This window comes from bacterium, assembly GCA_021372775.1.
In the GTDB taxonomy this organism is placed as follows: domain Bacteria; phylum Acidobacteriota; class Polarisedimenticolia; order J045; family J045; genus JAJFTU01.
This window is the reverse complement of record JAJFTU010000414.1, coordinates 1-7,386: the sequence shown is the minus strand read 5'-3', so window position 1 is coordinate 7,386 and position 7,386 is coordinate 1. Positions and strand designations below refer to the sequence as shown.

The following is a 7,386-nucleotide window of genomic DNA, read 5'->3' as shown; positions in this document are numbered from 1 at the left end:
GAACACCGAGGGCGGCGTCTTCCCCGCGCTGTTCGGCACGGTGATGATGGTCTTCCTGATGACCTTCGTCGTCAGCCCGCTCGGCGCGCTCGCCGCGGTCTACCTGCGCGAGTACGCCAAGCAGGGGCCGCTGGTCCGCGCGGTGCGGATCGCGGTCAACAACCTCGCCGGCGTCCCCTCGATCGTCTTCGGGATGTTCGGCCTCGGCTTCTTCGTCTACCTCGTCGGCGGCACGATCGACAAGCTCTTCTACGCCGAGGCGCTCCCCGCGCCGACCTTCGGCACGGGCGGGATCCTCTGGGCGGCGCTGACGTTGGCGCTCCTCACCGTGCCGGTGGTGATCGTCGCCGCCGAGGAAGGTCTCGCCGCGGTGCCGCGCGCGGTGCGCGAGGGATCGCTGGCGCTCGGCGCGACGAAGTTCGAGACGACCTGGCGGATCGTCGTCCCCGCCGCCGCGCCCGGCATCCTGACCGGGATGATCCTCGCCATGGCCCGCGCCGCGGGGGAAGTGGCGCCGCTGATGATCGTCGGGATGGTCAAGCTGGCGCCGCGGCTGCCGGTGGACGGGACCTTCCCGTTCGTCCACTTCGAACGGAAGTTCATGCACCTCGGGTTCCACATTTACGACGTCGGCTTCCAGAGCCCCAACGTGGACGCCGCCAAGCCGCTGGTCTTCGCCACCGCCTTGCTTCTCGTGTTGGTCGTCGCGGCGATGAACCTGCTGGCGATCGGGCTGCGCAACCACTTGCGCGCCAAGTACACTAGCAGCGCCGTCTGAGGCGGCCCGCCGCCCGGACGCGCAGGAGACTTCGATGTCCGAAACGCCCCACGCCGCCGAAGAACGCGACCCGGCGCTCTTCCCGGCGATCGAGGACCCGGTGCTGGTCGCCGAGCGGCTTTCGCTCTGGTACGGCCAGTCGCAGGCCCTCTTCGACATCGCGCTGGAGATCCCGCGGCGCAAGATCACCGCCTTCATCGGCCCCTCCGGCTGCGGCAAGTCCACGCTGCTCCGCTGCGTCAACCGGATGAACGACCTCGTGGACGGCGTAAGGATCGAGGGGAACCTGCGCTTCGACGGCCTCGACGTCTACGGCGCCGCGACCGACGTCAACGCCCTGCGCAAGCGGGTGGGGATGGTCTTCCAGAAGTCGAACCCGTTCCCCAAGTCGATCTACGACAACATCGCCTACGGCCCGCGTCTGCACGGCGCGACGCGCAAGAGCGACCTCGACGAGATCGTCGAGCGCAGCCTGCGGGGCGGCGCGCTCTGGGACGAGGTCAAGGACCGGCTCGACGAGAGCGCCCTCGGCCTCTCCGGCGGCCAGCAGCAGCGGCTCTGCATCGCCCGCGCCATCGCCGTCGAGCCGGAGGTCATCCTGCTCGACGAGCCCTGCTCGGCCCTCGACCCGATCGCCACGGCGCGGATCGAGGAGCTGATGGAAGAGCTCAAGAAGGACTACACGCTGGTCATCGTGACCCACATCATGCAGCAGGCCTCGCGCGCCACGGACTACACCGCCTTCCTCTACTTGGGGCAGGTGATCGAGTACGGCAAGACCGAGGACCTGTTCCTCAACCCGCGCAAGAAGCAGACCGAGGACTACATCACCGGTCGGTTCGGCTAGCCGGCGGAAAGGGCGGCGCGGCGCGCCGCCGGGAGACGGCGATGGAACGACACTTCGAGCAGCAGCTTCAGGCCCTCGCGGCCGCGGTGCAGCGGATGGGCGGGCTGGTCGAGCAGGCGATCGGGCGCTCGGTCGAGGCGCTGGTCAAGCGCGACGCGCAGTTCGCGCAGGTGGTGATCGACGAGGACGAGGCGATCGACCATCTCGAGCTGGAGGTGGACCAGCTGGTGATGGAGACGCTGGCCCGCTACCAGCTCGCCGCGCGCGACCTGCGGTTCGTGACGACCGCGATGAAGATCGTCCCCGACCTCGAGCGGATCGCCGACCACGCGGCCAACGTCTGCGAGCGGTCGATCGAGCTCTCCGCCGAGCCGCCGATCAAGCAGCTCGTGGACATCCCGCAGATGGCCCGGCGCGCGCAGGAGATGGTCCGCGGCGCGCTCGACGCCTTCATCGACCGCGACCCCGACGCCGCCCGCGCGGTGATCGCGATGGACGACGAGCTCGACGGGCAGATGGAGCACGTCTTCCGCGTCCTGCTCTCCTACATGATGGAGGATCCGCGGACGATCTCCCGCGCGATCCGGCTGACGTTCGTCGCCAAGTGCTACGAGCGGATCGGCGACCAGGCGACGAACATCTGCGAGCTGGTGGTCTACATGTCCGAAGGGCGCGTGATCAAGCACCACTTCCCCGACGACAAGCCGCAGGACGAATGACGAGGAGCGCCGACCGTTGAAGATCCGCCGCAAGCTGCTGCTGTTGATGGCCGGCTCGGCCGCCGCGGCCGGACTGCTCGTCGGCGCCGGCGTGGCGCCGATGGTCTCCTCCGCCGTGCACGGCCGGTACGTCGAGCGCCTGCGCGCCGAGGCCGACCTCCTCGCGGGGTTCGCCGGAACGGCCGGCGCGGGCGCCGACTACCCCGCGCTGGCCCGCGACTGGGGGACGCGCCTCGACGTGCGCGTTTCGCTGATCGACCGCAACGGGCGCGTCGTCGGCGACTCCTCCGCCCCCGACGAGCGGCTCGGACGTCTCTCGAACCACCTCGACCGGCCGGAGATGATGCAGGCGCGGACCGAGGGCTGGGGCCAGGCCTACCGCCGCTCCGACAGCACCGGCGAGCGCTACTACTACCTCGCGCGGCGCCTCGACGGCGCGGGCGACCTGGCCTTCGTGCGGATCGCCCTGCCGGCGTGGGAAGTGGACCGCGCCGAGGCGCCGTACCTCGGGCTGATCACGCTGCTCGTCGTCGGCGCGCCGTTCGCGCTGGCGCTGCTCGCCTACGGCGTCGTGCGCCGCTGGTCGCGGCCGATCGAGCAGCTCTCGTCCGCCGCGGCACGGGTCGCCGCGGGGGAGCTCGACCTGGCGATCCCCGCGGCGCGGGAGGACGAGATCGGCGACATGGGGCGGGCCGCGGAGCGGATGCGGCGCGCCCTCACGGGCAAGATCCACGAAGTCGAAGTGGAGCGGCGCTCGCTCGCCTCGGTCATCGCCGGGATGCAGGAAGGGCTGCTCCTCGTGGACGACCACCGGAAGATCCGGCTCGTCAACGAGGCGTTCCGCCGCGTCTTCGGCCTGCAGGGGGACCCGACCGGCCGGCCGCTGGTGGAGGTGCTGCGGCGCCCGGCGGTGCTCGCCGCGGTGGACGCGGCGTTCGGCGGCGAGCGGGAAGTCCACGAGCGGATCGCCGATCCGGGCGAGGACCGCGTCTACGAGATCCACGCCGCGCGGCTGCCGGCGGAGAAGGACCAAGGCGCCGGGGTCGTGGTGATCTTCTTCGACATCTCCCGCCTCGAGCGGCTGGAGGGGCTGCGGAAGGAGTTCGTGGCCAACGTCTCGCACGAGCTGCGGACGCCGCTGACGTCGATCAAGGCCGCCGCGCTGACGCTGCTCGAGGACCCGCAGGGGCCGCCCGAGGCGCGCGAGCGGTTCCTCGGCACGATCCAGCGCAACGCCGAGCGGATGGCGGGGCTGGTCGAGGATCTCGCCGACCTCTCGCTGATCGAGACCGGCGCGGCGAAGCTCGACAAGCGGCCGCTCGACGTCGCCGCGCTCTGCCGCGACGTCGCCGCCCAACTCGCGCCGCGTTACGAGCGGCTCGGTCTCGCGGTGTCGGTCGAGGGGGCGGAGAAGCTCGTCGTCGAGGCCGACCGTCGCCGGCTGGAGCAGGTCGTCGTCAACCTCGTGGACAACGCGATGAAGTTCAACCGCCCCGGCGGCTCGGTGAAGATCGTCCTCGCCGCGGCGGAGGGACGGGCCGAGATCGCGGTCGAGGACACCGGCGCGGGGATTCCTTCGACCGACGTGGAGAAGGTCTTCCACCGCTTCCACCGCGTCGATCCGGCCCGCTCGCGCGAGGTCGGCGGCACCGGGCTGGGGCTGGCGATCGTCAAGCACATCGTCCAGCAGCACGGCGGAACGGTGCGCTGCGAGTCGCGCCTCGGCGAGGGCTCGCGCTTCGTGGTGCAGTTGCCGGCGTGACGAGACGGCGCGGCGAAGGCTCGCGTCTCGTGGTGGTGTTGCCGGCGTGACGCGCGGATCAGCGGACGCCGCGGGACGCGAGATACGCGGCGCCGCGGGAGTCGCTGACCAAGACGTGGTTCGTGCACCACGCCTTGAGCGAGTTGAGGAGCGCCGGCGTCAGGCCGGTGTCGCCGCGCCGGAACCGCCCCTCGATGTTCCCTAGTTGCTGCTGCAGCAGCCGGTGCTCGGCGCGGTGCGCGGCGAGGTCCGGGTACTCGTGCAGCTCGAAGAGCCCCTCTTCCTCGCGGAAGTGAGCCTGCGTCGCCGCCGCCAGCTCGGCGAAGATCGAGGCCGCGACGGCGCGGGTCGCGCCGGCGGTCATCGCGTCGTGCAGCGCGTTGATCAGCCGGAACATCTTCCGGTGGTCGTCGTCCAGCGCCCGGATCTTGAGCGCGTACTTGTCGGTCCAGTCGAGGAACGCCATCGGGGGCTCCGCCGGCGCGCGGCACGGCACGGCGGAGATTGTGTTCCGGCTTCCGGCGCTGTCAACGAAGAACCGCCGCTCAGATCCGCTCCCGCGAGAGAACCGTCCCGTCGAGCCCGACGACGATCTTGACGAGCGGCAGGTTCGCCCCGGCCAGTTCCATGCCGCGCGCGACGGCGAGCGGCAGCGACTGGCAACACGGAACCTGCATCACCGCGACCTCGACCGCGGCCGGTCTCGCCGCGGCGAAGAGACGGGCGAAGCGTTCCACGTAGTCGTCGAGGTCGTCGAACTTGGGGCAGCCGATCATCACCGCGCGTCCCGGCAGCAGCTCGTCGTGGAAGGCGCGGCAGGCGACCGGCACGCAGTCGGCCGCGACGAGCAGCGTCGCGCCGTCGAGGAACGGCGCGGTCGGCGGCACGAGCCGGATCTGCACCGGCCAATGCGACAGCGCCGACGCGCCCGCGGACGCCGAGCCGGCCGACGTGGACGCGGACGCGGCCGGATCGGACGGGCACGCCGCGGCCGCAACGGCGGCGAGCGGACGCAGCATCCGCACGCCCGCGCCAGGACAACCGCGCGCGGCCATCGGCGCGGAAACCGAGAGCCGCGCGGCGGGCGGCGCGGAGGCCGAGACCCGCGCGGCGGGCGGAGCGGAAACCGAGACCCGCGCGGCGGGCGGAGCGGAGGCCGAGACCCGCGCGGCGGGCGGCGCGGGCGCCGCGGAGGAAGCGGCCGGCGCGTCGAGCGCGTGCGGATCGACGAACGGCTCGGCCTCGCGGCGCACGACCCGCAGCGCCCCCTTCGGGCAGCGGCCGACGCAGGCCCCCAAGCCGTCGCAGAGACGTTCGGCGACGACGCGCGCCTTCCCGTCCTCGATCACCAACGCCCCTTCGCGGCACGACGGCACGCAGGCCCCGCACCCGTCGCAGAGCGCCTCGTCGATCTCGATCATCTCCCGCGTCGCGCGCATCGTTCCGCTCCTTTCGTCCACAACATGGCGCCCCTCGCGGATGCGCGCCTTGACGGGCGTCAAGCGCGGCCGCGATGATGGCCGCCCAAGGAGCCAATCGATGCCGACCGTGGACGACCTCGCGCGCTCGTCGTTCTTCTCCGGGCTCGCGCCGCAGGACCTCGCCGCGCTGGCCGCGATCGCCGTGCGCCGCCGCCACGCCGCGGGCAAGGCGATCTTCCGCCAAGGGCAGCAGGCGGCCGGCCTGCACCTCGTGGCCGAAGGGCGCGTGAAGGTCTTCCGGCTGGGCGCGGACGGTCGGGAGCAGCTGCTGCACGTCTGGGGTCCCGGCGAGCCGTTCGGCGAGGTCGCCGTCCTCGAAGGGGGCGACTACCCCGCGACCGCCGCCGCGCTCGACGACTGCCGCACCGTGCTGATTCCCCGCCCCGCGCTGCTCGACCTCGTCGCGCGCCGACCGGAGTTCGCGCTCCGCTTCATGGCCGTGCTCGCCCGCCGGCTGCGCGACTTCGCCGCCCAGATCGAGGCGCTGACGACGAAGGAGGCGCCGGCGCGCCTCGCCGCGCATCTGCTGCGCCGCGACGCCGAGGCCGGCGGCACGGGCCTCGTCGCGCTCGAGCTGCCGAAGAACCAGCTCGCGAACCTCTTGGGCGCGACGCCCGAAACGTTCTCCCGCTGCCTCAAGCGGATGACCGAGCAAGGGCTCGTCGCCGCCGAGGGGACGCGCGGCCTGCGGATCCTCGACCGCGCCGGCCTCGCCGCGATGGCCGAGGGACGCTGAGATGACGCTTCCGTTCGTTCGGTCGTTCCGCGTCGCGTCGTTCATGCCGCGCGCCGCGCAACGCCCCCGCCCGTCCGGCACGGCGCCCCTCGCGCGCGCCGTCGTCGGCGTCGAGCGCTCGGCCCGCCGGAGCGGACTCGGCGCGTCCGCCGCAACGCCCCTCGCGCGCGCCGTCGTCGGCGTCTGCATCCTCGCCGCGGCGTGCTTCGGCGCATTCGCCGCGCCGCCGCCCACGCCCCCCGCGGCCGTGCAGGACGAGATCTTCGCCGCACTCTCCGCCGAGCGCGCGCGCCTCGGCGCGCCGCCCCTCGCCCGTCCCGCGGCGCTGCAGGCCGCGGCCGAGGAACGCGCCAAGGGCCTCGCCGCGTCGCCCGCCGCCGTGCGCGCCGCCGGCCCGCCGCCGCTCGACCCGTTCCTCGCCGCGCAGGGCGTTCCCGGCGTCGGTTCCGCCGACGAGAAGACGATCCTCGCCCCGGAGACGCGGGACGCCGCCGCCGCGCTGCTCGCCCAATGGCGCGGCTACGGCGGCGCGTGGGGCGCCGCGCTCGGCCCCCGCGTCCGCGAATGCGGCATCGGCTACGCGCGCACCGACGACGGCTTCATGGTCATGGTCGCGATCCTCGTCGTGCCGCTCCCGCGCCTCTCCCCGCTCGAACTCGCGCAGCTCGAGCGGCGCCTCTTCGACGAGGTCAACCGCCGGCGGCAGGCGGCCGGCGGCGGCCTCCCGCTGCGCTGGGACGAGCGGCTCGCCGCCGCGGCCCGCGCCCACAGCGAGGACATGGCCGCGCGGCGCTACTTCGAGCACGTCTCGCCCGAGGGGCGCACCCCTGCGGCGCGCGTGCAGGCGGCGGGGGTGCCGTACCGCCGGGTCGCCGAGAACATCGGCCAAAGCCGCAACCAAGAAGACCCGGCGCGGGCGGCGGCGGACGGCTGGATGAACAGTCCGGGCCACCGTGCGAACATAGTGGATCCCGCGTTCGTCGAAAGCGGCCTCGGCGCGGCCGCGGACGCCGACGGAGCGCTCTACTTCACGCAGCTCTTCATCGCCCCGCCGCCGGCGGCG

At 73.1% G+C, this 7,386-nt stretch carries 8 protein-coding genes; 6 read left to right on the top strand and 2 right to left on the bottom strand.

The features are described 5' to 3' along the window. The 4 genes from pstA to LLG88_14245 all read left to right on the top strand — a co-directional run. A partial coding sequence (gene pstA, locus LLG88_14260; protein MCE5248073.1) for a phosphate ABC transporter permease PstA occupies positions 1–778 on the top strand: 778 nt, incomplete at its 5' end. Positions 779–812: 34 nt separating this feature from the next. Continuing rightward, positions 813–1,625, top strand: a complete 813-nt coding sequence (pstB, locus tag LLG88_14255) for a phosphate ABC transporter ATP-binding protein PstB (protein ID MCE5248072.1) — start codon at positions 813–815, stop codon at positions 1,623–1,625. A 41-nt stretch (positions 1,626–1,666) separates the two neighbouring features. Further along, positions 1,667–2,344 carry a phosphate signaling complex protein PhoU gene (gene phoU, locus LLG88_14250; GenBank protein MCE5248071.1) on the top strand — a complete coding sequence of 226 codons (678 nt, stop codon included), beginning with the start codon at positions 1,667–1,669 and terminating at the stop codon, positions 2,342–2,344. A gap of 16 nt (positions 2,345–2,360) precedes the next feature. Then, the gene (locus tag LLG88_14245) at positions 2,361–4,106 is read left to right on the top strand and encodes a cell wall metabolism sensor histidine kinase WalK (GenBank protein MCE5248070.1); all 1,746 of its coding nucleotides are present in this window, start codon (positions 2,361–2,363) and stop codon (positions 4,104–4,106) included. Between the two features lie 58 nt (positions 4,107–4,164). Here LLG88_14245 and LLG88_14240 read toward each other — a convergent pair whose 3' ends face one another. Both LLG88_14240 and LLG88_14235 read right to left on the bottom strand, forming a co-directional pair. Further along, entirely contained in the window at positions 4,165–4,572 is a 408-nt protein-coding gene (locus LLG88_14240; protein ID MCE5248069.1) for a bacteriohemerythrin, read from the bottom strand. 79 nt (positions 4,573–4,651) lie between these two features. Next, on the bottom strand, positions 4,652–5,545 hold the full coding sequence (locus LLG88_14235; protein ID MCE5248068.1) for a 4Fe-4S binding protein: 894 nt from the start codon (positions 5,543–5,545) through the stop codon (positions 4,652–4,654). A 100-nt stretch (positions 5,546–5,645) separates the two neighbouring features. Between LLG88_14235 and LLG88_14230 the strand changes: the two genes are divergently transcribed. Both LLG88_14230 and LLG88_14225 read left to right on the top strand, forming a co-directional pair. Continuing rightward, positions 5,646–6,323, top strand: coding sequence for a Crp/Fnr family transcriptional regulator (locus LLG88_14230; protein MCE5248067.1), 678 nt, complete (start codon positions 5,646–5,648; stop codon positions 6,321–6,323). A 1-nt stretch (position 6,324) separates the two neighbouring features. Beyond that, positions 6,325–7,386: CAP domain-containing protein (locus LLG88_14225; protein MCE5248066.1), on the top strand; the 1,062-nt coding region annotated here is incomplete at its 3' end.

Bases quoted from the DNA above. Each gene is read 5' to 3' on its own strand.
- pstB (MCE5248072.1), top strand. From the start codon at position 813: ATGTCCGAAACGCCCCACGCCGCCGAAGAACGCGACCCGGCGCTCTTC.
- LLG88_14240 (MCE5248069.1), bottom strand. From the start codon at position 4,572: ATGGCGTTCCTCGACTGGACCGACAAGTACGCGCTCAAGATCCGGGCG.
- phoU (MCE5248071.1), top strand. From the start codon at position 1,667: ATGGAACGACACTTCGAGCAGCAGCTTCAGGCCCTCGCGGCCGCGGTG.
- LLG88_14230 (MCE5248067.1), top strand. From the start codon at position 5,646: ATGCCGACCGTGGACGACCTCGCGCGCTCGTCGTTCTTCTCCGGGCTC.
- LLG88_14235 (MCE5248068.1), bottom strand. From the start codon at position 5,545: ATGCGCGCGACGCGGGAGATGATCGAGATCGACGAGGCGCTCTGCGAC.